This is a genomic window from Streptomyces sp. NPDC060064, assembly GCF_042736455.1.
In the GTDB taxonomy this organism is placed as follows: domain Bacteria; phylum Actinomycetota; class Actinomycetes; order Streptomycetales; family Streptomycetaceae; genus Streptomyces.
On sequence record NZ_JBHWWF010000011.1, the window covers coordinates 179,991 to 204,521 of the forward strand.

General features: G+C 69.1%; 18 protein-coding genes and 4 tRNA genes. 15 read left to right on the forward strand and 7 right to left on the reverse strand.

The features are described from left to right. Nucleotides 1–45: 45 nt before the first annotated feature. Nucleotides 46–3,969, reverse strand: coding sequence for an ATP-dependent RNA helicase HrpA (gene hrpA / locus ACFWDI_RS15955; protein ID WP_385304367.1), 3,924 nt, complete (start codon nucleotides 3,967–3,969; stop codon nucleotides 46–48). A gap of 134 nt (nucleotides 3,970–4,103) precedes the next feature. Here hrpA and ACFWDI_RS15960 point away from each other — a divergent pair, with 134 nt between their 5' ends. The 3 genes from ACFWDI_RS15960 to ACFWDI_RS15970 all read left to right on the forward strand — a co-directional run bounded on the left by ACFWDI_RS15960 (nucleotide 4,104) and on the right by ACFWDI_RS15970 (nucleotide 6,117). Further along, the gene (locus tag ACFWDI_RS15960) at nucleotides 4,104–4,484 is read left to right on the forward strand and encodes a hypothetical protein (protein ID WP_385304368.1); all 381 of its coding nucleotides are present in this window, start codon (nucleotides 4,104–4,106) and stop codon (nucleotides 4,482–4,484) included. Nucleotides 4,485–4,561: 77 nt separating this feature from the next. Beyond that, the gene (locus ACFWDI_RS15965) at nucleotides 4,562–5,293 is read left to right on the forward strand and encodes a DsbA family protein (RefSeq protein WP_385304370.1); all 732 of its coding nucleotides are present in this window, start codon (nucleotides 4,562–4,564) and stop codon (nucleotides 5,291–5,293) included. Then, nucleotides 5,290–6,117 (forward strand): cytochrome c biogenesis CcdA family protein, encoded by an 828-nt coding sequence (locus ACFWDI_RS15970; RefSeq protein WP_385304371.1) that lies wholly within the window; start codon nucleotides 5,290–5,292, stop codon nucleotides 6,115–6,117. The genes ACFWDI_RS15965 and ACFWDI_RS15970 overlap by 4 nt, the downstream gene beginning before the upstream one ends. Nucleotides 6,118–6,232: 115 nt before the next feature. Here ACFWDI_RS15970 and ACFWDI_RS15975 read toward each other — a convergent pair. The 4 genes from ACFWDI_RS15975 to ACFWDI_RS15990 form a co-directional block, all read right to left on the reverse strand. Continuing rightward, nucleotides 6,233–6,306 (reverse strand) — tRNA-Phe (locus ACFWDI_RS15975). A 22-nt stretch (nucleotides 6,307–6,328) separates the two neighbouring features. Further along, nucleotides 6,329–6,403: transfer RNA gene (locus ACFWDI_RS15980), tRNA-Asp, on the reverse strand. 39 nt (nucleotides 6,404–6,442) lie between these two features. Continuing rightward, nucleotides 6,443–6,515: transfer RNA gene (locus ACFWDI_RS15985), tRNA-Glu, on the reverse strand. A 64-nt stretch (nucleotides 6,516–6,579) separates the two neighbouring features. Further along, nucleotides 6,580–8,229 carry a metallophosphoesterase gene (locus ACFWDI_RS15990; protein WP_385304373.1) on the reverse strand — a complete coding sequence of 550 codons (1,650 nt, stop codon included), beginning with the start codon at nucleotides 8,227–8,229 and terminating at the stop codon, nucleotides 6,580–6,582. 74 nt (nucleotides 8,230–8,303) lie between these two features. Here ACFWDI_RS15990 and ACFWDI_RS15995 point away from each other — a divergent pair, with 74 nt between their 5' ends. From ACFWDI_RS15995 to ACFWDI_RS16040, 10 genes are all read left to right on the forward strand, one after another. Beyond that, entirely contained in the window at nucleotides 8,304–8,654 is a 351-nt protein-coding gene (locus ACFWDI_RS15995; RefSeq protein ID WP_327324599.1) for a metallopeptidase family protein, read from the forward strand. After that, a complete protein-coding gene (locus ACFWDI_RS16000; protein WP_385304374.1) occupies nucleotides 8,651–9,202 on the forward strand; it encodes a fluoride efflux transporter FluC in 552 nt (183 codons plus the stop codon). Before ACFWDI_RS15995 ends, ACFWDI_RS16000 begins: the two co-directional genes overlap by 4 nt. Continuing rightward, nucleotides 9,199–9,561: a fluoride efflux transporter CrcB gene (crcB, locus tag ACFWDI_RS16005; RefSeq protein WP_362684693.1), complete on the forward strand. Its 363-nt coding sequence runs from the start codon at nucleotides 9,199–9,201 to the stop codon at nucleotides 9,559–9,561. Before ACFWDI_RS16000 ends, crcB begins: the two co-directional genes overlap by 4 nt. Nucleotides 9,562–9,615: 54 nt before the next feature. Then, nucleotides 9,616–10,215: a hypothetical protein gene (locus ACFWDI_RS16010; protein WP_385304375.1), complete on the forward strand. Its 600-nt coding sequence runs from the start codon at nucleotides 9,616–9,618 to the stop codon at nucleotides 10,213–10,215. Nucleotides 10,216–10,420: 205 nt separating this feature from the next. Further along, nucleotides 10,421–12,613: a DEAD/DEAH box helicase gene (locus tag ACFWDI_RS16015; RefSeq protein WP_385304378.1), complete on the forward strand. Its 2,193-nt coding sequence runs from the start codon at nucleotides 10,421–10,423 to the stop codon at nucleotides 12,611–12,613. 155 nt (nucleotides 12,614–12,768) lie between these two features. Beyond that, nucleotides 12,769–13,131 (forward strand): FG-GAP repeat domain-containing protein, encoded by a 363-nt coding sequence (locus ACFWDI_RS16020; RefSeq protein ID WP_385304380.1) that lies wholly within the window; start codon nucleotides 12,769–12,771, stop codon nucleotides 13,129–13,131. A gap of 268 nt (nucleotides 13,132–13,399) precedes the next feature. Beyond that, on the forward strand, nucleotides 13,400–16,453 hold the full coding sequence (locus ACFWDI_RS16025; RefSeq protein ID WP_385304381.1) for an FG-GAP-like repeat-containing protein: 3,054 nt from the start codon (nucleotides 13,400–13,402) through the stop codon (nucleotides 16,451–16,453). Nucleotides 16,454–16,745: 292 nt separating this feature from the next. Continuing rightward, nucleotides 16,746–19,739, forward strand: a complete 2,994-nt coding sequence (locus ACFWDI_RS16030) for an FG-GAP-like repeat-containing protein (RefSeq protein ID WP_385304382.1) — start codon at nucleotides 16,746–16,748, stop codon at nucleotides 19,737–19,739. A gap of 48 nt (nucleotides 19,740–19,787) precedes the next feature. Continuing rightward, nucleotides 19,788–21,377 carry an amino acid permease gene (locus tag ACFWDI_RS16035; RefSeq protein ID WP_385304384.1) on the forward strand — a complete coding sequence of 530 codons (1,590 nt, stop codon included), beginning with the start codon at nucleotides 19,788–19,790 and terminating at the stop codon, nucleotides 21,375–21,377. An 88-nt stretch (nucleotides 21,378–21,465) separates the two neighbouring features. Further along, nucleotides 21,466–21,538 (forward strand) — tRNA-Lys (locus ACFWDI_RS16040). Nucleotides 21,539–21,553: 15 nt separating this feature from the next. On the opposite strand, the gene xerC is transcribed toward ACFWDI_RS16040, so the two are convergent. Together xerC and ACFWDI_RS16050 are read right to left on the reverse strand one after the other, a co-directional pair. After that, complete coding sequence (gene xerC / locus ACFWDI_RS16045; RefSeq protein WP_385304385.1) at nucleotides 21,554–23,152, reverse strand: tyrosine recombinase XerC; 1,599 nt, start codon at nucleotides 23,150–23,152, stop codon at nucleotides 21,554–21,556. Beyond that, nucleotides 23,149–23,922, reverse strand: a complete 774-nt coding sequence (locus ACFWDI_RS16050) for a helix-turn-helix domain-containing protein (protein WP_385304387.1) — start codon at nucleotides 23,920–23,922, stop codon at nucleotides 23,149–23,151. The genes xerC and ACFWDI_RS16050 overlap by 4 nt, the downstream gene beginning before the upstream one ends. Nucleotides 23,923–24,012: 90 nt before the next feature. Here ACFWDI_RS16050 and ACFWDI_RS16055 point away from each other — a divergent pair, with 90 nt between their 5' ends. Together ACFWDI_RS16055 and ACFWDI_RS16060 are read left to right on the forward strand one after the other, a co-directional pair. Beyond that, nucleotides 24,013–24,255, forward strand: coding sequence for a helix-turn-helix domain-containing protein (locus ACFWDI_RS16055; protein ID WP_385304388.1), 243 nt, complete (start codon nucleotides 24,013–24,015; stop codon nucleotides 24,253–24,255). Further along, entirely contained in the window at nucleotides 24,252–24,530 is a 279-nt protein-coding gene (locus ACFWDI_RS16060) for a DNA-binding protein (RefSeq protein WP_385304389.1), read from the forward strand. The genes ACFWDI_RS16055 and ACFWDI_RS16060 overlap by 4 nt, the downstream gene beginning before the upstream one ends. The last annotated feature ends 1 nt before the right edge of the window (nucleotide 24,531 follow it).

The following is a 24,531-nucleotide window of genomic DNA, read 5'->3' on the forward strand; positions in this document are numbered from 1 at the left end:
CAGGTCAGGGGGTGCGGTCGAACTCGATGCAAGCAGCCCTGCCGGTCACGGCGCCGCCGCGTCGATCGCCTTGACGATGCGCTTGTCGGAGACCGGATACGCCGTGCCCAGCGCGTGCGCGAAGTAGCTCACCCGCAGCTCCTCGATCATCCAGCGGATGTCCAGGACCTCCTGCGGGACCGGGCGGCCCTGCGGCATCTGCTCCAGCAGCCAGGCGTACTCGTCCTGCATCTCGTGGACCTTCTCCATGCGCGTCGTGTCGCGCTGCACGCCCGTCGGCATCTGCTGCAGCCGGCGGTCCACCGCGACCAGGTAGCGCATCAGGTCCGGCAGCCGCCGCAGGCCCGTCCTGGTGACGAAGCCGGCCGGCATGAGGGCCGCGAGCTGCTGTCGTACGTCCTGGACGTTGTTCACGAGCGTCAGGCTGTTCGTGGCCTTCAGACGGCGCTCGCAGGCCTGCCAGGCGGCCAGGATCTGCTCCACCTGGCCCACGGTCCGTACCGTCGCGTCGACGAGGTCGGCACGCACCTTGTCGTACAGCTTGCGGAACGACTCCTCGTCCCAGGCCGGACCGCCGTGGTCGGCGATCAGCTTGTCCGCCGCGGCCATGGCGCAGTCGTCGAAGAGCGCCTGGATCGAGCCGTGAGGGTTACGGGACAGCGCCAGCTTCTGCTGGTTGTTGAGCTTGTCCGAGGCGAACTTGGCAGGGTTCACCGGAATGTTGAGCAGGATCAGCCGCCGCGTGCCCCGCCACATCGCCTGCTGCTGCTCGGCCTCGGTGTCGAAGAGGCGTACCGAGACGTTCGCGCCGTCGTCGACCAGGGCCGGGTATGCCTTGACCGGCTGGCCGGCCCTGCGGGCCTCGAAGACTCGGGTCAGTGTGCCGATCGTCCAGTCGGTCAGACCCGTGCGCTCCAGGGACTCCCCCGAGGGGCCGGACGTGGCGGCCGCCGCGGCCTGGGAGAGGGCCTGGCGTGCCTTCGGCTTGAGCTGAAGCTTCAGCGCCTCCAGATCCTTGTCCTCGGCGAGCTTCTTGCGGCGCTCGTCGACGATCCGGAACGTGATCTTCAGGTGATCGGGAATCCGGGTCAGGTCGAAGTCGTCGGCCGTGACCGGGACGCCGACCATGCGCTGCAGCTCACGCGCGAGCGTGGTGGGCAGCGGCTCCTGCAGGGGCACGGCCCGCTCCAGAAACGCCTTCGCGTAGTTCGGCGCCGGGACGTAGTGCCGACGGATCGGCTTGGGGAGGGAGCGGATCAGCTCCATCACCACGTCCTCGCGCAGGCCCGGGATCTGCCAGTCGAAGCCCTCGGAGGTGACCTGGTTCAGCACCTGGAGAGGGATGTGGACCGTCACGCCGTCCGCGTCCGCGCCCGGCTCGAACTGGTACGTCACCCGGAACTTCAGCGCACCCTGGCGCCAGGAGTCCGGATAGTCGTCCTTGGTGACCGATCCGGCCTTCTCGTTGATGAGCATCTCGCGCTCGAAATCGAGAAGTTCGGGCTCGTCCCGGCGCTTGTGCTTCCACCAGGAGTCGAAGTGCGCTCCCGACACGACATGTTCGGGCACCCGCTGGTCGTAGAAGTCGAAGAGCGTCTCGTCGTCCACCAGGATGTCGCGACGGCGTGCGCGGTGCTCCAACTCCTCGACCTCGGTGAGGAGTTTGCGGTTGTCGGCGAAGAACTTGTGGTGCGTACGCCAATCGCCCTCGACCAGCGCGTTGCGGATGAACAGATCGCGCGACGTCTCCGGGTCGATCCGCCCGTAGTTCACCTTGCGCTGCGCGACGATCGGCACGCCGTACAGCGTGACCCTCTCGTACGCCATCACTGCCGCAGCGTCCTTCTCCCAGTGCGGCTCGCTGTAGGTGCGCTTGATCAGATGCTGGGCGAGCGGCTCGATCCACTCCGGCTCGACCCTGGCGTTGACGCGGGCCCACAGCCGGGAGGTCTCGACGAGCTCCGCCGACATGATGAAGCGCGGAGGCTTCTTGAAGAGCGCCGAGCCGGGGAAGACCGCGAACTTGGCGCTGCGGGCGCCCAGATACTCGTTCTTGTCGGTGTCCTTGAGGCCGATGTGCGAGAGCAGACCGGCCAGCAGCGAGGTGTGGACGGACTGCTCGGGAGCGTCCTCCTCGTTGAGATGGATACCCATCTGCTTGGCGACTGTACGCAGCTGCGCGTAGATGTCCTGCCATTCGCGGATGCGCAGGAAGTTCAGATACTCCTGCTTGCACATCCGGCGGAAGCTGGAGGAGCCGCGCTCCTTCTGCTGCTCGCGGACATAGCGCCAGAGATTGAGGAAGGCGAGGAAGTCGGAGGTCTCGTCCTTGAAGCGGGCGTGCTGCTGGTCGGCCTGCGTCTGCTTGTCGGCGGGCCGCTCGCGCGGGTCCTGGATGGAGAGCGCGGCCGCGATCACCATGACCTCGCGTACGCAGCCGTTCTTGTCGGCCTCGATGACCATGCGGGCCAGTCGGGGGTCGACGGGCAGCTGGCTCAGCTTGCGGCCGAGCGGCGTCAGCTTCTTCTTCGGATCCTTCTGGACCGGGTCGAACGCGCCCAGTTCCTGGAGGAGTTGAACACCGTCGCGGATGTTGCGGTGGTCCGGCGGGTCGATGAAGGGGAACTTCTCGATGTCGCCGAGGCCGGCCGCGGTCATCTGAAGGATGACGGAGGCCAGGTTCGTCCGGAGGATCTCGGCGTCCGTGAACTCGGGACGGGAGACGAAGTCGTCCTCGGAGTAGAGACGGATGCAGATGCCGTCGGACGTACGGCCGCAGCGGCCCTTGCGCTGGTTGGCGCTGGCCTGGCTGATCCGCTCGATGGGCAGGCGCTGGACCTTGGTGCGATGGCTGTAGCGGGAGATACGGGCGGTGCCCGGGTCGATCACGTACTTGATACCGGGGACGGTCAGCGAGGTCTCGGCGACATTTGTGGCGAGGACGACGCGGCGGCCGGTGTGCGGCTGGAAGACGCGGTGCTGCTCGGCATGCGAGAGGCGTGCGTAGAGGGGGAGTACCTCCGTGAAGCGGTACTGCTTCTTGTTGAGCGCGTCCGCGGTGTCGCGGATCTCGCGCTCGCCGGAGAGGAAGACGAGGATGTCGCCCTTGCCCTCGGACTGGAGCTCCTCGACGGCGTCGCAGATCGCGGTGATCTGATCGCGGTCGGACTCCTCGCTTTCGTCCTCGAGGAGCGGTCGGTAGCGGACCTCGACGGGGTAGGTACGGCCGCTGACCTCGACGATCGGAGCGTCGCCGAAGTGGCGCGAGAAGCGCTCCGGATCGATCGTCGCGGAGGTGATGATCACCTTGAGGTCGGGGCGCTTCGGCAGCAGCTGGGCGAGATAGCCGAGCAGGAAGTCGATGTTGAGGGACCGCTCATGGGCCTCGTCGATGATGATCGTGTCGTACGCGCTCAGCTCGCGGTCCGTCTGGATCTCGGCGAGGAGGATGCCGTCCGTCATCAGCTTGACGAAGGTGGCGTCCTGATTGACCTGGTCGGTGAAGCGGACCTTCCAGCCGACCGCCTCGCCGAGCGGGGTACGGAGCTCTTCCGCGACGCGTTCGGCCACGGTACGGGCGGCGAGCCTGCGCGGCTGTGTATGGCCGATCATGCCGCGTACGCCCCGGCCCAGCTCCAGACAGATCTTCGGGATCTGGGTCGTCTTGCCCGAACCGGTCTCACCCGCGACGATCACGACCTGGTGGTCCCGTATCGCTTCGAGGATCACGTCCTTCTTCTGGCTGACCGGCAGCTGCTCGGGGTAGGTGACCTCGGGCACCCGGTCGGCGCGCCGCGTGACGCGGGCAGCGGAGCGCTCGGCCTCGGACGCGATCTCGTCCAGCACGGCCTGCCGCGCCTCGGGCTTGCGGATGCGGCGGGCGCCTTCGAGACGACGGCCGAGCCGCTGGGCGTCGCGCAGCGACACCCCGGCCAGGAGGGTCTGAAGGTCGGCGAAGGAAGTAGACATACGGATCCCAGGATCGCACCCCCGGGAAAGCACTGGCGAACGCATTTCGCTCAGGAGCTGGTGCAGTATGGAGCAGATCCGTCCAGTTCTGTAGCAAGATCCGAAGCAGATCCGAAGCAAGGGGAAGCGCGTCCATGCCGCTCAGCCGCGAGTGCCGGCGCCGTCTTCCGGCGACCGTGACCGCGCTGCTGGGACTGCTTTTCGCGCTGCTGCTGTGTTCGACGGCACATGCGAGCGCCGAGCCGGCCGAGGGCCGGGCGGTGGGCGTCGTCGTCACCGACCAGGGCCAGGCGCCCGGCTGCGGCAAGGGAGTGCCGGACGACGACAGGGGCGCGCGCCCCTCGACCCCGCCGCGCGGTTCTTCCTCGTACGAGCTGATGCCCGCACTGCAGCACGCCCACGACGGCTCCGGCCCCTGGTGCCAGGACGGTACGGCCCTGGACATCAGCCCGGAACGCGGACCGCCGACGCCGGCCACGCCCTCACCGGTCGACCTCTCCATCCTGCGCGTTTAGGCCCGCCCGACGGGCCGCGCTTCGGCGTGGCCGCGCTCGTGCCGTTTTCGCCTTTCGCTCAGGAGTACCGAACCGCCATGTCTTCCGCTTCCCGTTCCTCTCGCTCTTCCCGTAAGCCGATCGCCATCGGTGCCGGTGTCGTCGTCGCCGCGGTGCTGCTCGGCATCGCCTCGTACACCGCCACCAGGCCCGAGTCGCCTTCGGGCTCCGCCGCAGCCGCCGAGGTCTCCGCCGAACCGGGCGCCGGCGCCTACTCCGGGCCGGCGAAACTCGCCCGCCGCGACGCCAGGGACCCGCTCGCCCTGGGGCGCGCGGACGCGCCCGTCGTCATGGTCGAGTACGCCGACTTCAAGTGCGGCTACTGCGGGAAGTTCGCCCGTGACACCGAGCCCGCGCTGGTGAAGGAGTACGTGGACAAGGGCGTCCTGCGCATCGAGTGGCGCAACTTCCCGATCTTCGGTGAGGACTCGGAGGCGGCGGCGCGTGCGGCTTGGGCGGCCGGGCAGCAGGGCCGCTTCTGGCAGTTCCACGCCGCCGCCTACGCCGAGGGCTCGAAGGAGAAGGGCTTCGCCAAGGACCGGCTGGTCGCACTCGCGCGGGACGCCGGGGTCAAGGACCTCGACCGCTTCGCGCGCGACCTGGACGGGGAAGGTGCGGGTCAGGCGGTGAAGAAGGACCAGGAGGAGGCGTACGGACTCGGCGCCACCTCCACCCCCTCGTTCCTGATCAACGGCCGTCCCATCGCCGGGGCCCAGTCGACGGCGACCTTCACCGAGGCCATCGAGGCGGCGGAGCGGGCCGCCAAGTGACGGACATCGGCTATCTGGCCGCCTTCCTCGGCGGCCTCCTCGCCCTGCTCAGCCCGTGCAGCGCGCTGCTGCTCCCGGCGTTCTTCGCGTACTCCCTCGACTCGGGCGGCAAGCTGCTGGCCCGTACCGGAATCTTCTACGCGGGACTGGCGACGACGCTCGCCCCGCTGGGTGCCGCCGGGTCCCTCGCCGGGCGGTTCTTCTACGGCCACCGCGATCTGCTCGTCTCCGTCGGCGGCTGGCTGATCATCGCGCTCGGGGTGGCCCAGATCCTCGGGATGGGCTTCGCCTCGCGCCGTATGGCCGAGATCTCCGGCCGCATCCGCCCGACGACCGCGGTCTCCGTCTACGCCCTGGGTCTTGTCTACGGCCTTGCGGGCTTCTGCGCGGGGCCGATCCTCGGCAGCGTCCTGACGGTGGCGGCACTGAGCGGCAGCCCCGTCTACGGCGGGTTGCTCCTCGCGGTCTACGCACTGGGCATGGCTGTCCCGCTCTTCCTGCTCGCGCTCCTGTGGGAACGGTTCGACCTGGGCAAACGCCCCTGGCTGCGCGGCCGTTCGATGCGCGTGGGCCGCTTCGAACTGCATACGACCTCGCTGCTGTCGGGCCTGTTCTTCATCGTGCTCGGGGTGGTCTTCCTCGCCTTCGACGGCACGACGGCGCTGCCCGGGCTGCTGTCGGTCGACGACTCGTTCGCGGCGGAGGAATGGGCGAGCGGCCTCGGCGGGGCGGTCCCGGACTGGGCACTGCTGATCGTGGTGGTGGCGGCGGTGGTGTCGATCACCCTCGGCGTCCGCGGCCGGCGCCGCCGGGAAGAGACGTAAGGAAGAGGCGTAGAAGCCGAAGGGTCCCGCCGACGGGCGGGGCCCTTCGGGATCGCGCCGCTCCCCGAACACGACGAAAGCCCCGGTCCGGGAAGGATGCGGGGCTTTCGGGTTGTGGCTGGGGCCGGGATCGAACCGGCGACCTATCGCTTTTCAGGCGATCGCTCGTACCAACTGAGCTACCCAGCCACGCAGCCCTTGCGAGCCGCAGCGGTCCTGACGGGATTTGAACCCGCGGCCTCCACCTTGACAGGGTGGCGAGCACTCCAAGCTGCTCCACAGGACCAAGCAATGTGCGAGCACGAGTCTCGCACACAGTGTTGCGTGCCCCCAACGGGATTCGAACCCGTGCTACCGCCTTGAAAGGGCGGCGTCCTGGGCCACTAGACGATGAGGGCTAAGGGCCCACCTGGGCGCCTTTCGGCGCGTCGGGGACGTGAGAAGCATATGGGATGCGGGGAGCTATCGCCAAAACGGTTTACGGGGGTCCGCGGGGCGCCCCCAGGACAACGCCGTCGGGGAGCGGGAGGGGGGCGCGGAGGGAGTGGTGGAGGGGCTGGTCGAGGGAGTGGTGGAGGGACTGCTCGGGGACGGGGTCGCCCCGGGCTGGTTCTCCCCCGGAAGATGACGGCTGACCTCGGCCGTCGTCAGGCCCAGACCCCCCAGTGTGATCTCGTCCCATGCCTGCAGCCGTTTGGTCGTACGGTCCAGATAGAGCACCGACGCCCGCACCTTCTCCGGTTTGTCGTTCTGCACCGCGCGCAGGCCCCCGCCGCCCGTCGAGCCCTCGACCTTGAGGCGGGTGCCGTGTGCGAGTACTTCCGTCTCGCGGTGGTGGACATGGCCCGCCAGCGCCAGCGGGACCTCGCCGTCGGTCTCCCGCGCGGCCACCGGGTTGTGGGTGACCGCGATGTCGACCGGTGTGCCCGCGCGCTGCTGGTCGCGCAGGGCCGAGGCGAGGCGGATGCCCGTCATGCGTTCGGCCGGGTCGCCCTGGGCGACGATCGAGCGGTCGGGGGTGTACTGGGGGTCGCCGCTGCCCGCGATGCGCAGGCCGGCGAGGGTGACGGCCTTGCCGTCGTCGAGGACGTGCACGTTCTTGAGGCGGGCGAGATAGGCCTGGGTGATGCGGGAGTCATGGTTGCCGCGGACCCAGACGTACGGCGCGCCGAGGTCGGGAATCGGGTCGAGGAACCCGTTCTCGGCGGCGGTGCCGTGGTCCATCGTGTCGCCGGAGTCGATGATCACGTCGATTCCGTACTGCTCGACGAGCGAGCCGATGATGTGCCACGCCGCCGGGTTGAGATGGATGTCGGAGACGTGCAGCACCCGCATCGTGCCAGGGTCCGGCTGGTACGTCGGGAGCGTCGATGTCGCGTCGTACAGCTTGGTGACATTGGTGACCAGGCGCGCCAACTCCCGCTGGTAGACGTCGAATTCGGTGACGATGGAGCGGGCGTTGCCGACGACCGAGGGGGCGCTGGACAGCAGTCCGGAGAACCTCGGCTCAAGGACGGACTTCGGGTTCCAGGTGGCGTACGCGGAGATGCCCGAGGCTGCCAGCAGCGCGAGCGCCAGGCCGCCCGCCGCGAGTGCCCGGCGTGGGCGGCGGTAGACGGCGAGGCCCAGTGCGGTCGCGCCGGAGACGACGGCGACGCAGGAGCGTACGGCCAGCTCGGTGGTGCCGTCCGCCACGTCGCGGGCGACCTCGTCCTGGAGTCCGGAGATCCGTTCGGGGTGTTCGACCAGGGCCTGGGAACGGACCGGGTCGAGCTGTTCGACGTCGACGTCGAGACGGATGGGTGCGACATGGGAGTCGAGCTCCAGGGCGCCGAGCGGCGAGACGTTGATCTTTGTGCCGCCGGACAGGGACGGGCGCAGGGTCATGCTGGTGTCCATCGGGCCCACCGGCGTACGGACGCTGCCGACGATCAGCAGGCCGAGCCAGGCGCCGAGCAGGACCACGGTGGTGAGGCCCAGTGCGCGGACCCAGGGGTGCGGGGTGTGGACCAGGGCGCTGGTGGGGCCGGTGTGGCGCGAGCGGTAGTGCCGCCGGAGCCGGGTGAGTGCGGCTCGGATCGAACGGGTCGGTTGCGGGGCTTCGCGGGCCATTGGTCCCGTATGCCCACCCCGACGGGCAGCCATGCCGGGGCGACCGGTCGCACGGCGTACGTGACAATGGCCACGTGCTGGAGATGACGCGCGAGGAGTTCGAGGAACTGGTCGCTGAGGCGCTGGACAGGATCCCGCCGGAGCTGACGCGGCTGATGGACAACGTCGCGGTGTTCGTCGAGGACGAACCGGCCGCCGACGATCCGGAGCTGCTCGGGCTCTACGAGGGGACTCCGCTCACCGATCGCGGTGAGTGGTACGCGGGCGTGCTGCCGGACCGGATCACCATCTACCGCGGGCCGACGCTGCGGATGTGCGAGGACCGCGAGGACGTCGTCGCGGAGACCGAGATCACCGTGGTGCACGAGATCGCCCATCACTTCGGGATCGACGACGAGCGGCTGCACGCGCTGGGGTACGGATGAGTCCGCCCGGTCGTCCTGAGGTCCCGGAGGTCCCTGAGGTACCGGAGACCCCGGATCTCCCGGAAGTTCCGAACGCAGCGGAGGCGATCGATCCGGATGTTGATCTGCATGTGCCGGCCCAGCGCGTGGAGACCGCGGGCCGGCACAAGTGGACGGTGCTCGGCGTGATCTCGGCCGGCGGCGTGGCGGGGACGCTGGCGCGGTACGCGGCCACCGTGCTGTGGCCCGCCGCCGAGGGGGCGTTCCCATGGGCGATCTTCTGGGTCAATGTGCTGGGCTGCGCGCTGATCGGAGTGCTGATGGTGCTGGTCAGCGAGGGCGGCCGGACGGTGCATCCGCTGGTGCGGCCGTTCCTCGGGGTGGGGGTGCTCGGCGGGTTCACGACCTTCTCGACGTACGCACTGGACTTCTCGGACCTGCTGGCTCGCGAGGAGGCGGACACCGCACTGGGGTACGCGTCCGGGACGCTGGCCGGGGCGCTCGGCGCGGTGTGGCTGGCGGCCTCGCTCACCCGGTGGGCAGTGACCCGGCGGGCGGTCACCCGGTGAACTGGCTGCTGGTGGCGGTGGGCGCGGCGATCGGCGCGCCGCTGCGGTATCTGACGGACCGTGCGGTGCAGGCGCGGCACGACTCGGTGTTCCCGTGGGGGACTTTCGTGGTCAACGCGGCCGGGAGTCTGGTGCTGGGGGCGCTCTCGGGCGCGGCGGTGTCCTCGGGGGCGTACGCGCTGCTGGGGACGGGGCTGTGCGGCGCACTGACGACGTACTCGACGTTTTCGTACGAGACGCTGCGGCTGGCCGAGCGGGGCTGGATGTTTCTGGCGGTGGCGAATGTGGCCGCGTCACTGCTGGTCGGGCTCGGATCGGTGTTCCTGGGCGTGGAGTTGGCGCGCGGGCTGGTGGCGTAAGGGGCGCGCGGGGCGTGTCCCTTGTGGGGTACAGGGAGTTGGGCAGGGAAACGCATGTCCCGTGCCCCGGAGGTGCTCCCCGTGCGCCAGTCGTCCGTCCCCTCGTCCTTCCCCGGCCGGTTGGCTGTCTGGGCCGCCGCCTCGCTGGCCGTCGCGGCCTCGGCGGGCTGTATGAGCGTGAGCGACGACGAAGGCGGGAAGCCGGCGCCCCATTCGTCGACCGGTCGGCGTGGGACGGTGAGCGAACCGGACGGCGGGCATGGCGTGTCGGGCGGTGGTCGGCAGGCCCGCGGCGGGCACGGCGGGCCGGACGCGAAGGCCGGGGCGGGGGCGAAGGCCTCGGCGAGTCCGAACGCCTCCGCGCCGCCCAAGGCTCAGCCGCCGCGGAGCGGGCAGCGGCCCCAGCCGCCGCGGGATCCCGGGCCGACCGGCGGCGGACCGGTCCCGTCCGAGCAGCCGTCGCCGCAGCCGACCCCGTCGGAACTGCCGCCGGAGAGCCCCACGCCGCAGCCGTCCGAGCCGACCGATGCCCCGTCGGCCTCGTCCGCGCCAGAAGTGCACGCCGGGGCGATGAGGATGGCGGACGGGCAGGGGAGCATGGCGGACGGGCAGTGCATGGAACCGACGGCATCGCCGCAGGTCGGACCTGTGTAACGGCGGTCACTCGGGTCGGGTTTGCCATACGTGGGTGAGGGTGCGTATGGTGGTAGATCGTTTGATCCCATTGCCCGGCGCCGACACAGAAGAGCGCCGCGTGGCGCGTACTCTCCCTAGCCGTGGCTGACCGCATTGAGGCGGTCGAATTGCGAATCACGGAGTTTGGGCGCGTGCCGAGACTCCGGAAGGTTTCGCATTTCGCATGTCCACTTTCAGTACTGATCACGCCGTCATGCCCGAGAACGACGAGACCGCGGAGGCCGTAGTGGCCGCCGCCGTCGACACCGAGATCCAGGCCGAGCTCGAGGCCGACATCGAGGCCGAGCTCGAGGTCGTCTCGGAGACGGTCGAGGCTTCCGAGGAGCCGCAGTCCACGTTCGCCGACCTCGGACTGCCCGAGGGTGTCGTCCGCAAGCTCGCGCAGAACGGCGTCACCACCCCCTTCCCGATCCAGGCCGCGACCATTCCGGACGCCCTGGCCGGCAAGGACATCCTGGGCCGCGGCCGTACCGGCTCCGGCAAGACCCTCTCCTTCGGTCTGCCGACCCTGGCCACCCTGGCCGGCGGCCACACCGAGAAGAAGAAGCCCCGCGCGGTCATCCTCACCCCGACCCGTGAGCTCGCGATGCAGGTCGCGGACGCCCTGCAGCCGTACGGCGACGTACTCGGCCTGAAGATGAAGGTCGTCTGCGGCGGTACGTCGATGGGCAACCAGATCTACGCGCTCGAGCGCGGCGTCGACGTCCTCGTCGCCACCCCGGGCCGACTGCGCGACATCATCAACCGTGGCGCCTGCTCGCTCGAGAACGTCCAGGTCGCCGTCCTCGACGAGGCCGACCAGATGTCCGACCTGGGCTTCCTGCCCGAGGTCACCGAGCTGTTCGACCAGATCCCGGCCGGCGGCCAGCGGATGCTCTTCTCCGCCACCATGGAGAACGAGATCGGCACGCTCGTCCGCCGCTACCTCGTCAACCCGGTCAGCCACGAGGTCGACAGCGCCCAGGGCAACGTCACGACCATGACGCACCACGTGCTCGTCGTGAAGCCGAAGGACAAGGCGCCGGTCACCGCGGCGATCGCCGCCCGCAAGGGCCGCACCATCATCTTCGTACGCACCCAGCTGGGTGCCGACCGTATCGCCGAGCAGCTCGTCGAGTCGGGCGTGAAGGCGGACGCGCTGCACGGCGGCATGACGCAGGGCGCGCGTACCCGCGTCCTCGAGGACTTCAAGAAGGGCTACGTCAACGCGCTTGTCGCGACCGACGTTGCCGCCCGCGGTATCCACGTCGACGGCATCGACCTGGTCCTGAACGTGGACCCGGCCGGCGACCACAAGGACTACCTGCACCGCTCGGGCCGTACCGCCCGCGCCGGCAAGTCCGGCACGGTCGTCTCGCTGTCGCTGCCGCACCAGCGCCGCCAGATCTTCCGTCTGATGGAGGACGCGGGCGTCGACGCCTCGCGCCACATCGTGGCCGGAGCGGGCGCGTTCGACCCGGAGGTCGCCGAGATCACCGGCGCCCGTTCGCTGACCGAGGTCCAGGCCGACTCCGCGAACAACGCCGCCAAGCAGGCGGAGCGCGAGGTCGTCGACCTGACCAAGCAGCTGGAGCGCGTCCAGCGCCGTGCGTCCGAACTCCGCGAGGAGGCCGACCGCCTGGTGGCGCGCGCGGCGCGCGAGCGGGGCGACGACCCGGAGACGGCGGTCGCCGAGGTGACCGAGGCCGCCGAGGCCGAGGTCGAGGCGGCGGTTGCTGCGGCGGCTGTGCCGGAGCAGGTTGAGCGTCGTGACGACCGGGGCAACTTCGACCGTCGTGGCGGCGACCGTGGTGGCTTCCGCCGCGACGACCGCCGGGACAACGACCGTCCGTCCGGTGGTTTCCGCCGCGACGACCGTCGTGACGACCGTGGCGGCCGTTCGTTCGAGCGTCGTGACGACCGTGGTGGCTTCCGCCGGGACAACGACCGTCCGTCCGGTGGTTTCCGCCGCGACGACGACCGTGGTGGCCGTTCGTTCGAGCGTCGTGACGACCGTCCTGCGGGCGGCTTCCGTCGGGACAACGACCGTCCGTCCGGTGGTTTCCGCCGCGACGACCGTCCGTCGGGCGGCTTCCGCCGGGACGACCGTCGTGACAACGAGCGTGGTGGCTTCAACCGTGACAACGAGCGCGGTGGCTTCCGCCGCGACGACCGCCCCACCGGCGGCCACCGTGGCAGCGACCGCCCGTTCAACCGCGACCGCCGCGACGACCGTCCCGCGGGCGGCTTCCGCTCCGGTGGCACCAGCGACCGCCCGCACGCTCGTCGTGACGACCACCGTGGTGGCAGCACCGGCACGAACACCGGCTCCTTCGGGCGCCGTGACGACAAGCCGCGCTGGAAGCGCAACGGCTGATCCCCGGCTCCGCGCCTGATGGGCCCGGACAGCACCGTGAGAGCGGTGGTGTCCGGGCCCATTGCTGTGATCCGCGCACTTGTGCGGGTGACGAGCGACGACTGGGGGGTCGGGCGCCTCCTCGCGATTCTTCAGCGGACGACGGCGCGGGCACGTTGAAGGCGCGCGGGAAGTTCGGCACCAACTGGAAGCTGTACCGGGCGGTGTTCGGTGCCAGTGACCTCAATGGCGACGGCGTCGGCGATCTGCTGGCCGTGGACGGCACGAACCAGTTGTGGCGGTACGACGGCATGGCGGCGGGCACGGTGAAGCCGCGGGCGCTGGTCTTCGGCAACAGCTGGGCCGCGGGCCGGAATGTGTTCGTCGGCGTCGGTGACATCACGGGCGACGGCAAGGCGGATCTGGTGTCCCGCAATGCGGCGGGCGATCTGCTGCGCAACAGCGGCAACGGGGCCGGGTCGTTCGGGTCGACGGTCAGGATCGGGACCGGCTGGCAGGGCTGCAAGGGCCTTTTCTAGCAGCGCGGCTGGTTCGAAAGAGGCCTGCTCGGTGTCGTCCTGGCACTGGGCGGGCCCCGCTCTTTGAACGGGTTCGAATGTGCCTTCCGTTGCCTGTGAGGCGGCTGTTACGATCCGCCTACTTGCGGTGGGGGCACGGCAGGGGGGCTCCGGCGGAATCGTTCCGCCCGTCATCGGCCACCGCACACTCTCCCCGCTCCTTGACTTTCAGGTTTCCCGGGGAGGGACCTCCTTGTTGCGTTTTGCTCCAAGACGGCGTGCTGTCCGCATGTCCGCTGCGATTGCCGTTGCCGCGACGATCACATCGCTGGCGCCGATGGTCGTTGTGCCTGCGGCAGCTGCTGAGACGCCGCCGCCGGCCGAGGTGACGATTCCGGCGGCGGAGCGAGGCCTGCCGCGCTCGGACGTACTCATCAGCGCCGGCAGCTCGGGGTATCTGCACTCGCAGGAAGGCGCACCCGGGCTGCAGTGGACGCGTTACGACGGGGCGACGACCACGTTTGAAGGCGTGACTCCGGCGCGCACGAACCGCAACGGGGTGGGTTCGGACTTCGTGCTCCTACAGGCCGACAGCGCCGCAAGAAAAGTGCGCATCCAGGACATGGGGACAGGTCGGACTGTCTCGATCACTTGGCCGGCGGGACAGTACTATCTCGGCGCCTTCGGGGACTCCGTCCTCACCTACACACGCGTGAACCAGGTGGTGGAATTCCATCTGCTGCGTGACCTGAACGGCACGACCACCGACCGGACGATCACTGGTCTGCCGGACGGCGCGGCGTGGCGCGCCGGGGTGCTGGCGGGCGACGCCCGGTCCCTCGTCCTTCCCTTTGCGCTGGCGGACGAGACCAGGGCGCTCGTTGTCGACATGGAATCGGGTGCGACTGACCAGGCGTTCGCCGCTCTCGGTACGGCTGGGGTGAACCTCGGTTCCCTGAGAGTTCGACTGACGTCGACCTCTGTAGTCCTTCCAGGCTCCGGCCAGGTGAAGGTGGTCCCCCGCGACGAGCCGGGGGCGGCTCTCAAGGTTTTGCCGTCGAATGCCTACTGGCCGCTCGCCGTCATCGGTGACTGGGTCATCGGAAACGGCGACGGAGGATGGGCTCCGGGGTACGCGCCTATTCAGTTGCGGGCAGTGGCGCCGCTCGGCCGGACTCAGAAGATCCTCGATCTGGCCCAGGACCAGGGCGCGGTGGCTCCCGACGGATCATTGCTCGTGGTCGGTGGCACCGATGCCCAGAACTGGGCCGTGCAGCGCGTGTCCGCCGCGGCGGACGGAAGCCTGACGGTGAGCCGGGTGCGAGACGTCGAGCCTGCGACTGCCCACACCGGAGTGCTGACCCTGGCGCACAGTCAATTGATCACCGGTGACACCAGCAGCAGTAGGTGGAGTCAAGATCTGCACCTCTTCCGCCGGGACCTTGCCCTGGACGGCACGCTCGACCCCGCAGTACGCACGGACTTCGGGGCAGGAGCGTCTCCCACCTGTCATCTCGGCGGTGAAGAGTGCCTCGCGCAGGCCACCGGGGACGGCGGTGTCGCCCGTATCGTCTCGCAGACCATGGACTTCGAAGGCGTGAACGTGGAGCGCGAGGGCGGCGCGGGAACGTACACGCTGGTGCCCGAAGGGGTCCGGGGCCGTCTCGTCAGTACCTCCGGACGCTACGTCGTCTACAACGGCGAGGAGCCGGCGGTCCAGACGGTGCTCGACACCGAGGCACAGAAGGTCCTCAAGACCCGTGCTGTTGTTGCCGCGTCCGTGTGGGGCGCCGAGCTCTGGACGGCGGATGCAGCGAAGCCGGGCCGGATCACCTCGGTCGATCTGCGCAGTGGCACGCAGACCGGGGAAGTTGAGACCGGCGCGGGCTGTGTTCCCCAGGAGATCCAGACCGTCGGCCGTCGGATCTACTGGAGCTGCGCGGCAGCGGGTCCGGCCGGTGTGTACGACCGTATGACGGCGCAGTCCGTTGCTGTCCCGGACGGTGAGGTCCTGCTCGGCGACGGCTATCTCGTGCGGCGTGCCAACGGGGACGGGCTGGAGATCACGGATCTCAGGCAGGGCGGCAGCACGACCCAGGTGCCTGCCGAACTGGCGGCGACCGAGAGCCCGACAGGCCGTGGCCTGACATGGACAGTCGACCGCTTCGGCGGAGGAATCGCTTATCTGGACCGCGAACAGCGTGTTCATGTGAGGACAGTGCCGGGGACGGTGTCCGCCCTGACCACGATCGATTCCAGCACACCGACGACCGTCGACGCGCGGTCCGCGAATAAGTACTGGAAGGGGACATGGCGGCTGTCGAAGCCCGCTGCATCATGGTCCTTGACCCTCAGGAACAGCTCCACGGGGGAAGTGGTACGAACGCTGTCAGGGGCGTCGGCGCGAGGGATCGTGTCGGTGACGTGGGACGGGAAAGCGGGCTCGGGCGCGTACGTCCCCGGCGGGACATACGACTGGATCCTGGCCGCCAAACCCGCTGACGGCCAAGGCGCGCCACTGACGGGATCCGGCTCGGTCAAACTCACCGGTGCGGGGGCGGCACGGCACGACCATGCCGGGCTCGGGGGCACGATCGACGGGATCGGTGACCTGCTGTCGCTGAACTCTTCCGGTACCTTCGCCTTCCACCACGGCACCGCCACAGGGGCGTTTTCCGGCGCGACGACCGGGAGCGGCTGGCCGACTTCGGCCGTTGCCGTTCCGTTCGGGGATCTCAATGGCGATCGGTGCAATGACGTCCTCGTGCGGATGCCGAACGGTGAGTTGCGGGCATACAAGCCGGGCTGCGCGAAGGCGCTGACGCCCACCACCGCGTACACCTCGCTGGGCACGGTGTGGAACCAGTTCAATGTGCTGACGTCGCCCGGGGATGTGACGGGTGACAGTCGTCCGGATCTGGTGGCGCGGCAGGCGTCGACCGGGGACCTGTATCTGTACGCGGACGACGGCGCCGGCAAGTTGAAGGCGCGCGGGCGGATCGGCACCAACTGGAAGGCGTACCGCGCGGTGTTCGGTGCCGGTGACCTGACCGGTGACGGCATCGGTGACCTGCTGGCCGTGGATGGCACGAACCAGCTGTGGCGGTACGACGGTACGGCGGCCGGCACGGTGAAGCCGCGGGTGCTGGTCTTCGGCAACAACTGGGGCACTGGCCGCAACGTGTTCGTCGGCGTCGGCGACATCACGGGCGACGGCAAGGCCGACCTGGTGTCCCGGAACGTTGCGGGAGATCTGCTGCGCAACAGCGGCAACGGAGCCGGGTCGTTCGGGTCGACGGTCAGGATCGGGACCGGCTGGCAAGGCTACAAGGGGCTCTTCTAGGGTCCGCCCCTGACCTCCCAGGGCTGAACCCGGGCCGGGTCCCTGTCTCCTTGCGAGGCACGGGCCCGGCTCTTTTTTGAACGAGTTCGAAAATCTCTTCCGTTGTCTGTGAGGCACCTGTTACGATCCGTCCACTTGCGGTGGGGGGCACGGCAAGGGGAGCCCGGCCGGATATTTCAACGGCTGTGAGGTGCCGTGTCTTTCCCCTGCCTTTTCAGGCTCCTGGGGAGGGACCTTCTTGAACCGTCATGCGCTCCTGCGTGCATGCACTTCGGGCACCTTGGCCATCATCATGGCAACGGGCCTCGGTCCACTGACCGTCCAGTCCGCTGTCGCAGCAGACGACCCGGCGGCACAGGAAGTCGTCATCCCGGCCGGCGCGCGGTTCATTCCGCGCGACGAGAAGGTGCTGGAGGCCGGGGCCGCCGGCTTCCTGCACCAGCAGGAAGGCACTACCGGAAAGCTGTGGACGGACTACGCGACGGGGGCGACCCGTCCCGCGGGGCAGCTGGAGGAGGGGGGACACTCCGGGCTGCGGGCCGCGTACACCGACGGTGTGCCGGAGCAGAGCGACGTGGTGCGGATCACCGACCTCGGGACGGGCGGGGTCACCTCCATCACGCTGCCGCTCGACTACTGGTGGGCGGACGCGTACAACTCCGACTCCGTGCTCGCCTACCACCGGGGGAGCGACGGCCAGAACTCAACGCTCAGCCTGTTCCGAGTCGTCGACGGCCGGGTCGTCGAGCGGCAGGTCCGCGGGCTGCCGACGGACGCCGTGCGCATCACCACCTTGGAACAGGACACCAGGGGCGGGATCCTGAAGGTCTGGCGGGCCGACGGCACCAGCCTCACCTATCTTTTCGACTACGAGCACGCGCGGCTCACACCGCTCCCCCAGGCGGCCGGAGACTACGTCGTCCTGGGCGACAAACACGTACTGGTCTACCCGTACGAGAACGCCACGCTGACCACCGTCGAGCGGTACAACCCGGACGCCAAGCCAGTCACCGTGCAGATGCCACCGCCCACCGGCCACGAGCGCACCTTCGCCCGGTTCGCGCTGGTCGGTGACTGGATCGTCTTCAACCGCCTGCAGCCCCTCGAGCAGGAGCAGTACGTCCAGGGCACGCCGCTCAAGGCCATGCCGGTCGGCGGCGGACCGGTCAAGGAGCTCCTGCCGTACGCGAACGAGTACCTCGCGACCGCGCCCGACGGCAGCGTCCTCGCCACCGGGGGCAGCGGATCCAAGGACTGGGCCGTGCGCCGGATCACCACGGGGCCGGACGGGACGCCGCAGCTGTCCGTCGTGAAGCAGGTGCCGCCGGTCGTGGCGAAGACCGGAACGCTTGCGCTGGGGGGAGGGAAGCTCAGCTACATCAGCACGGCCGACGGAAGTCCGCTGCCCTCCCTGTACGACCACGAGGTGGCGGTGACCGGCACGCCCCAGGCCGGAGAGCGGACGCTGCGGTCCCGGGCCACCGGGAGTGCCACCGATCTGCGCGCGCTCGGCGACGGCCGCTCGGCGTTCAGTGAGGGGTCCCGCGTGCGGGTGCCCCTGGACCCGACCACGTTGGACACGGTGGACCTGCCCTCCGAGGGGACCCTGGCCGATGCCACCGGCCGCTACACGGTCTCCTATTCCCAGGGGAATCTGTACGTCGGAGACCTGCGGAAGCACCGCGACGGCAACATCGCCGCGACCCTCACCAACGGCTCGAGGAAGGCATCGATCTGGGGCAGCACGCTGTGGCGGGAGAGCTCATCCAACTACCCGTCGACCATCACCTGGTACGACGTGAAGACGAAGAAGACGTCGCCGACATTCTTCATCAACTCCGGATGCTCCCTGAGCGATCTGCAGGCCGTGGGCCGCTGGATCTACTGGGCCTGCGACTTCGGTGACAGCCGCTCCAAGGCCGGTGTGTGGGACCAGAAGACCCGCGAGACCACCCGCGTCCCCTTCGGTTCGGCGAAGCTCGGCGACGGCTTCCTCGTCCGCAAGGACAATGCGGCCGGGAAGCTTCTGCTCACCGACATCCGCGACCCGGCCGCCCTGAAGACGACGGAGTTCGCCGACGTGCCGAACGACGGGCAGTGGACTGTCGACAAGTTCGGAGGCCATGTCGCGTACACGGACGCCGAGCAGCGCATCCACATCAAGCCGGTCACCGTCCCGCGCTCCCCGATCAGCGTCGTCGAGGGCGAGGCGGACACGGATGCCGTGGTCAACTGGCCCGCCGATCAGGACCGCACCTGGGACGGCTCCTGGCAACTGACCCGCCCGGCCGCTCGCTGGAGCATCGTCTTCAAGGACGCGGCAGGGCGCGCGGTACGGACCATCAGCTCCACGGAGCGCGAAGGCGCGCGGATCACGGCCGGCTGGGACGGCAAGGGCGACGACGGGAAGGTCGTGCTCGGTGGAGCGTACGGCTGGACCCTGAGCGCCGACCCCGGTGACGGCTCGGGGGCACGCGCGGTGCAGGCCGGAAAGGTCCGGATCTCCGGCGGCGCCACAACCTTCCATGACTACGACGGAAACGGCGTCCCCGAGCTGCTCACCAAGCGGATGACCGTGCTCACCGCGCACGAGGGCATGTCCGCGTCCTCCGAGTGGGGCTCGTTCCAGACCGAGTCGGGAGGCTGGGCGGAGATCAACCACGTCCTTCCCTTCGGCGACATGGACGGGGACCGCTGCAACGACCTGCTCGTACGCACCACCGCCGGTGACCTCAACCGCTACAGCGGCCGGTGCCACGGCATCCCGTCCACCAGCGCCCCCAAGGCGAAGATCGGCTCCGGCTTCAATGCCTTCGACGCACTCGTCACGCCCGGCGACCTGACGGGTGACGGCCGCGCCGACCTGCTCGCCCGCCTGCGGAGCACGGGCGCGCTGTATCTGTACGCGGACAATGGCGCGGGCGGCCTGAAGGCGGGCGTCAAGCTGGGCACGGAGAGCTGGAAGGGACTCACCCTCATCGGGGCGGGCGACGTGAACGGCGACGGCCGTGGCGATCTGCTGGCGCGGGACGCGGGCGGGGAGCTGTGGCGGTACGACGGTACGGGGGCCGGGACGCTCAAGCCGCGCGTGCTGGTCTTCAAGGACTGGGGGGCCGGGCGCAACGCCTTCGTGGGCGTCGGCGACCTCGACGGGGACGGCAGGAACGATCTCGTCTCCCGCGACACGAACGGCAAGCTGCTGCGCAACAGGGGTGACGGGAAGGGTTCGTTCGGGGCGACGGAGACGATCGGAACGGGCTGGCAGAACTACCGGGCGCTGTTTTAGGCCACGACTGGCGCATGTGGTGCCCCCGGCAAGGGAATTGCTGGGGGCATGACAGACAACGCCAGTACGGGGCAGCCCCCGCCAGTCGGCTCGGCGCCCGCGCCCGTCGCCGCGCCCGAATCCGTATCCACCACCCCCACCCCACCCTCCGCAGGGTCCGACGAGGAGCGCCTGGCCCAGCTCGGCTACACCCAGGTTCTCGCCCGCCGGATGTCGGCGTTCTCCAACTACGCCGTCTCCTTCACCATCATCTCGGTCCTTTCCGGCTGTCTCACCCTCTACCTCTTCGGCATGAACACCGGCGGCCCGGCCGTGATCACCTGGGGCTGGGTCGCCGTCGGCCTGATGACCCTGTTCGTCGGCCTGGCGATGGCCGAGATCTGCTCGGCGTACCCGACCTCCGCGGGCCTGTACTTCTGGGCCCACCGGCTGGCACCGCCGCGCACCGCGGCCGCCTGGGCCTGGTTCACGGGCTGGTTCAACGTCCTCGGCCAGGTCGCCGTCACGGCGGGTATCGACTTCGGCGCCGCGTCCTTCCTGGGCGCGTACCTCAATCTCCAGTTCGGCTTCGAGGTCACACCGGGCCGCACGATCCTGCTGTTCGCCGCGATCCTGGCGCTGCACGGCCTCCTCAACACCTTCGGCGTACGCATAGTCGCGATCCTCAACAACGTCAGCGTCTGGTGGCATGTGCTGGGCGTCGCGCTGATCGTCGGCGCGCTCACCCTCGCCCCCGACTCCCACCAGTCGGCGTCGTTCGTGTTCACGAAGTTCGTGAACAACACCGGCTGGAGCAGCAGCCTGTATGTCGTCCTCATCGGACTGCTGATGGCCCAGTACACCTTCACCGGCTACGACGCCTCGGCCCATATGACCGAGGAGACCCACGACGCCGCGACCGCCGGCCCGCGCGGCATCGTCCAGTCCATCTGGACCTCGTGGATTGCGGGCTTCGTCCTGCTGCTCGGCTTCACCTTCGCCATCCAGTCGTACGAAGGAGCCCTGGCCTCTCCGACGGGAGCGCCGCCGGCCCAGATCCTGCTGGACGCTCTCGGTGCGACCGGCGGGAAGCTGCTGCTCCTGGTCGTCATCGGCGCCCAGCTCTTCTGCGGTATGGCGTCGGTCACTGCGAACAGCCGCATGATCTACGCCTTCTCCAGGGACGGCGCCCTGCCGTTCTCGAACGTCTGGCACACGGTCAGCCCCCGGACCCGTACGCCCGTCGCCGCGGTCTGGCTCGCGACCGTCGGCGCGTTGGTCCTCGGTCTGCCGTATCTGATCAATGTCACCGCGTACGCGGCTGTGACCTCGATCGCGGTCATCGGCCTCTACATCGCGTACGTCATCCCCACACTGCTGCGGCTGTTCCGCGGCGACAGCTTCGAACGCGGCCCCTGGCACCTGGGCCGCTGGTCCCGCCCGATCGGCATCGTGGCGGTGACCTGGGTCGCGGTGATCACCGTGCTCTTCATGCTTCCGCAGGTTTCCCCGGTCACCTCGGAGACGTTCAACTACGCCCCGGTGGCGGTCCTGGTCGTCCTGGGCTTCGCCGCGGCGTGGTGGCTGGCCTCGGCCCGCCACTGGTTCCTGAACCGCAACCACCCCCGGACGATCGCCCGCGAGACGTCACGTCGGTGATCTGCGGCGGGGTCTCGACGGGGCCGGTGATCCGATACCCGATCGGCTCACCGGTCCCGTCCGGCTATGCTCGGGGATGCAATGCCGAGGGCCGTTAGCTCAATTGGCAGAGCAGCGGACTTTTAATCCGTTGGTTGTGGGTTCGAGTCCCACACGGCCTACGCCTCAGCCCCAGGTCAGAGAGATTCTGGCTTGGGGCTGATCTTGTTTTCGGCCTCTTGCGTGAGCGATGCGTGAGCGGACGTGTCGTCGAGAGGCTTCCGGGCGCGCGGCACGACGGCCGCCGCAGCCTCCGTCAACTCCTCCGTCGCTTCCTCGAACAGCGCCATGTACGTGTCCGAGGTGAGCACGATCGTGGAGTGGCGCAGCTTCTCCTTCGCGTCGTGCAGATCCCCGCCGGCGGCCTTCACCAGAGCAGCGGCGCCGTGGCGGAGGTCGCGCAGATTGATCGGCGGCAGGTCGACCTCGCGCACGATCCGCCGGAACTCCTCCGAGACCTCCTCGGGGTGGAGCCAGGTTCCGTCCTCGCGCGTGAACACTTTCCCTGTGTCCGTCCACGGCAGCCCGGCTTCGAGGCGCTGCTCCCGCTCAGCGAGCTGGCGGAGCTGGTGCGCCTGCAGCTCGACCACGGTGCCCTTGTCGATCCGGATCGTCCCAGCCGAGTCGGCCGTCTTCGGCTGCGTCTCGATCGGCTTCCAGCCGTCGACCGTGATCTCCTTCGCCACGGTCAACTGGCGCGTCTCGAAAGAGATGTCGGCCCACGCCTGCCCCACTCCCTCGCCGCGGCGCAGACCGTGATGGGCGACCAAGTGAAAGAAGGCGTACAGGCGGTGCCCGTCGGCCGCATCGAGGAACGCCCCCAGCTGGGCGGGCGTCCACACCATGACCGGGCTGGGCTTCTCGCCCGTCTCCCGCCAGCGGGCCACGCGTTCCGCAGTCCACAGCAGCCCCTTCGGCCGGGCCGCGGTCTCGAGCTCCACATGGCTCGCCGGGTTGAACGTGATGTACTCCCGGCCGATCGCCGCGTTCAGCGCGGCACGCAGGGTACGGCGGATGGCCTGCTTCGTCGCCGGCCCGGTGACCTTCCGGTGCGGCTTCATCTCAGCCAGCTTGGCCCGCTCCACGTCGAGCAGGGCGCGGGCGGCAGCTGGCGGCCGGCCCGGCTTCGTCCAGCGGGAGCGCTCCTCCTGCTCACGCCGGGCTGCGTTCGCCGCGACGATCGCCTCGTTGCGCTCGTCGATGCCGTCGAACATCTCCACCAAGTGGCCGACGCCCAGACGGTCCAGGCGGATGTGCCCGATCGCCGGCTTCAGGTGCACGCGAATGTGGCCCTCGTAGCCGTTGAGGGTGGTCACCCGTCGCGTCTTCCGCTTTGCTGCGGCCCACTCGTCCAGCCAGTCCCCGACGGTCAGCGAAGACGACAGCTTCTGCCCGCGGTTCAGTCGGCGCCTGGTTTCCTCCAGGTCCGGCAGCGGGGCCTTCTTGTTCTTGCTGACCGCCTCGAGCAGGTCTCCGACCCTGACCTGTCCCTCGGCGTCGTCGCCGGCGGGGAGGTCGAGCAGGGCGCGGACCTTGTCCAAGTCCTTCTGTGCGTCCTTCGCCGAGTCGTACCCGGAGCGGGAGAAGGAACGGCGGCCGCCGTCCTCACGGGGAGGGAGCTCCTGCCGTACCGCCCATACGCCGTGCCGTCGGCTCGACAGCTGCGGACAGGCTTTGCCCAGCGCCCGGCCGTCCGCGCCCCGGCAGTAACACCGGCGGTACGTGGATCCCTTCATTGCAGAGCGTCTCCCTCATTCTTCGGTTTGATCACCGTCAGCTTTGCCTGCACTAGAGCCTGAGCGATGCTGCGTACAAGCTCAGGGTGGATGGCTCGAAGGGATTCAGTCACCTGCTTCTCCACAATCTGCGCCAATTCTTGCGCCTCGACCAATTCCACTTCCACGCCAGGCTCCACCTTCGGAGCCTCCACACCGACGAGGTCATCGAAGTCTGTGACCTCCCGCAAGGCGAAGACAAAGCCTGGCCCCTGCCACGACAGCCCCAGCCACTGGAGCGCAAGGCGGCGCATGCGATCCGTGAAGTCAGCCGGCGCCTCGTGCATGCCGAGCATCTCAACCAGGACCGCTGTGGGGATGAGCGCCATCAGATCGTGACTCTTGGAGGGATCCACTTCCGGAATGCCGTCGGGAAACTCCCGCATGGCAACCCACTTGTTGAAGTACTCGTCCTCCGGCGGCATGAAGAAATATGAGATGGGCTCGTCGAAGATCTTGCACATCGCGACGATCTCGCTCGCGTCGAAGCGACGCGGACGTCCGCCTTGAAAGGCACGCTCGGCGGCGCTCACGCTCGCGTTTGACCATGCCCGCCCGGTGTAGCGCTCGAGCAATTCGGCTACATCCTGCTGCGTCCAGCCGTGAGTACGACGGGCGCGCATGAGGTTGTAGGAAACGATCTGGTTGATCGACAGCACGGGATCCTCGGGGCGGCGCAGGTGCTCCGGCAGGTCATCGCGCTCGTAGGGGAGTGGCTCGTCTCGACTCATGCTGGCCACCGTAGACCAAGAGTCAACGCCACGCCAGATTCACTCAACCTCTCGTTGACTCAAACGCGTCGGTGGCCTACGGTCAACAACATGCAGATTGATTCAACGTCCGCGTTGAACTTTCCCTCGCTGCGCGCTGCTCGCGAAGCGAAGGGGATGTCCCTCCGGGCTGCAGCTCAGCGCTCCGGCATCGACCCGGGGCACCTGTCCAAGGTGGAGCGAGGCGAGAAGCAGCTCTCCATCGAAGCGCTCTACCGGCTCGCCCTCGTCGTAGATCTCGACGAACTCGCCGGCCACCTCAAGCCCCTCGTGCACCCCGGGGCTGCAGCGTGACCGCCCCGGCCGCCCTCACCATCGCCGAGATCCTCGACCAGCCCGCGCTCGTGCCCCTGTGGCCGATCGTCGGCCGGGCCCTGGGGTTGGCGGAGAGCACCACGTATCAGCTTGCAGCCGAGAACCGGCTGCCCATCGAGGTCATCAGGCTCGGTCGCCGCCGCGTAGCGCGGACCGTCGACCTTCACGTCTTCCTTGGCCTCAGCAACAGCGAAGCCGCCGGAGTTGCACCTCCAGCGGCCTCGGTTCAGCGCACCACACCCACCAGTAAGTAGA

Excerpts from the sequence above, each read along its gene's own strand:
- hrpA (WP_385304367.1), bottom strand. The coding sequence starts at position 3,969 with ATGTCTACTTCCTTCGCCGACCTTCAGACCCTCCTGGCCGGGGTGTCG.
- ACFWDI_RS15960 (WP_385304368.1), top strand. The coding sequence starts at position 4,104 with ATGCCGCTCAGCCGCGAGTGCCGGCGCCGTCTTCCGGCGACCGTGACC.
- ACFWDI_RS15965 (WP_385304370.1), top strand. The coding sequence starts at position 4,562 with ATGTCTTCCGCTTCCCGTTCCTCTCGCTCTTCCCGTAAGCCGATCGCC.
- ACFWDI_RS15990 (WP_385304373.1), bottom strand. The coding sequence starts at position 8,229 with ATGGCCCGCGAAGCCCCGCAACCGACCCGTTCGATCCGAGCCGCACTC.
- ACFWDI_RS16000 (WP_385304374.1), top strand. The coding sequence starts at position 8,651 with ATGAGTCCGCCCGGTCGTCCTGAGGTCCCGGAGGTCCCTGAGGTACCG.
- ACFWDI_RS16010 (WP_385304375.1), top strand. The coding sequence starts at position 9,616 with ATGTCCCGTGCCCCGGAGGTGCTCCCCGTGCGCCAGTCGTCCGTCCCC.
- ACFWDI_RS16015 (WP_385304378.1), top strand. The coding sequence starts at position 10,421 with ATGTCCACTTTCAGTACTGATCACGCCGTCATGCCCGAGAACGACGAG.
- ACFWDI_RS16025 (WP_385304381.1), top strand. The coding sequence starts at position 13,400 with ATGTCCGCTGCGATTGCCGTTGCCGCGACGATCACATCGCTGGCGCCG.
- ACFWDI_RS16030 (WP_385304382.1), top strand. The coding sequence starts at position 16,746 with ATGGCAACGGGCCTCGGTCCACTGACCGTCCAGTCCGCTGTCGCAGCA.
- ACFWDI_RS16035 (WP_385304384.1), top strand. The coding sequence starts at position 19,788 with ATGACAGACAACGCCAGTACGGGGCAGCCCCCGCCAGTCGGCTCGGCG.
- xerC (WP_385304385.1), bottom strand. The coding sequence starts at position 23,152 with ATGAAGGGATCCACGTACCGCCGGTGTTACTGCCGGGGCGCGGACGGC.
- ACFWDI_RS16050 (WP_385304387.1), bottom strand. The coding sequence starts at position 23,922 with ATGAGTCGAGACGAGCCACTCCCCTACGAGCGCGATGACCTGCCGGAG.
- ACFWDI_RS16055 (WP_385304388.1), top strand. The coding sequence starts at position 24,013 with ATGCAGATTGATTCAACGTCCGCGTTGAACTTTCCCTCGCTGCGCGCT.